1 pseudogene is annotated in these 257 nt (G+C 63.0%); it reads right to left on the minus strand.

Annotated elements, in window-relative coordinates:
• Positions 1–119, minus strand: a pseudogene (locus tag SB772_RS43060) (exonuclease); the annotation flags it as partial.
• Positions 120–257: the final 138 nt, after the last annotated feature.

Genomic DNA, 257 nt, shown 5'->3' on the forward strand with positions numbered 1-257 from the left:
GCCGACGCAAAACTCAGCATCGAATGGGGACCGGGGATCGGACCGTCGGCCTCCACATCGGTGCTGACGTAAATTTCCTCTATGGCTGCTTGATTCATTGCTTCGCCTGGTTGATTCAATCTGTCTGGTGCTGGGTTCGCAGCGCTTGGCCCGACATCAGCCCACTTCAGCCCCACTGCGCCTGGCCCGTCGCGCCGGGTACGCCGTCCACGACATACGGGGTCGAGCGGCGCTCCTCGCCGAAGGTCGACACCGGT

The organism is Paraburkholderia sp. SIMBA_030 (genome assembly GCF_046535245.1).
In the GTDB taxonomy this organism is placed as follows: Bacteria; Pseudomonadota; Gammaproteobacteria; order Burkholderiales; family Burkholderiaceae; genus Paraburkholderia.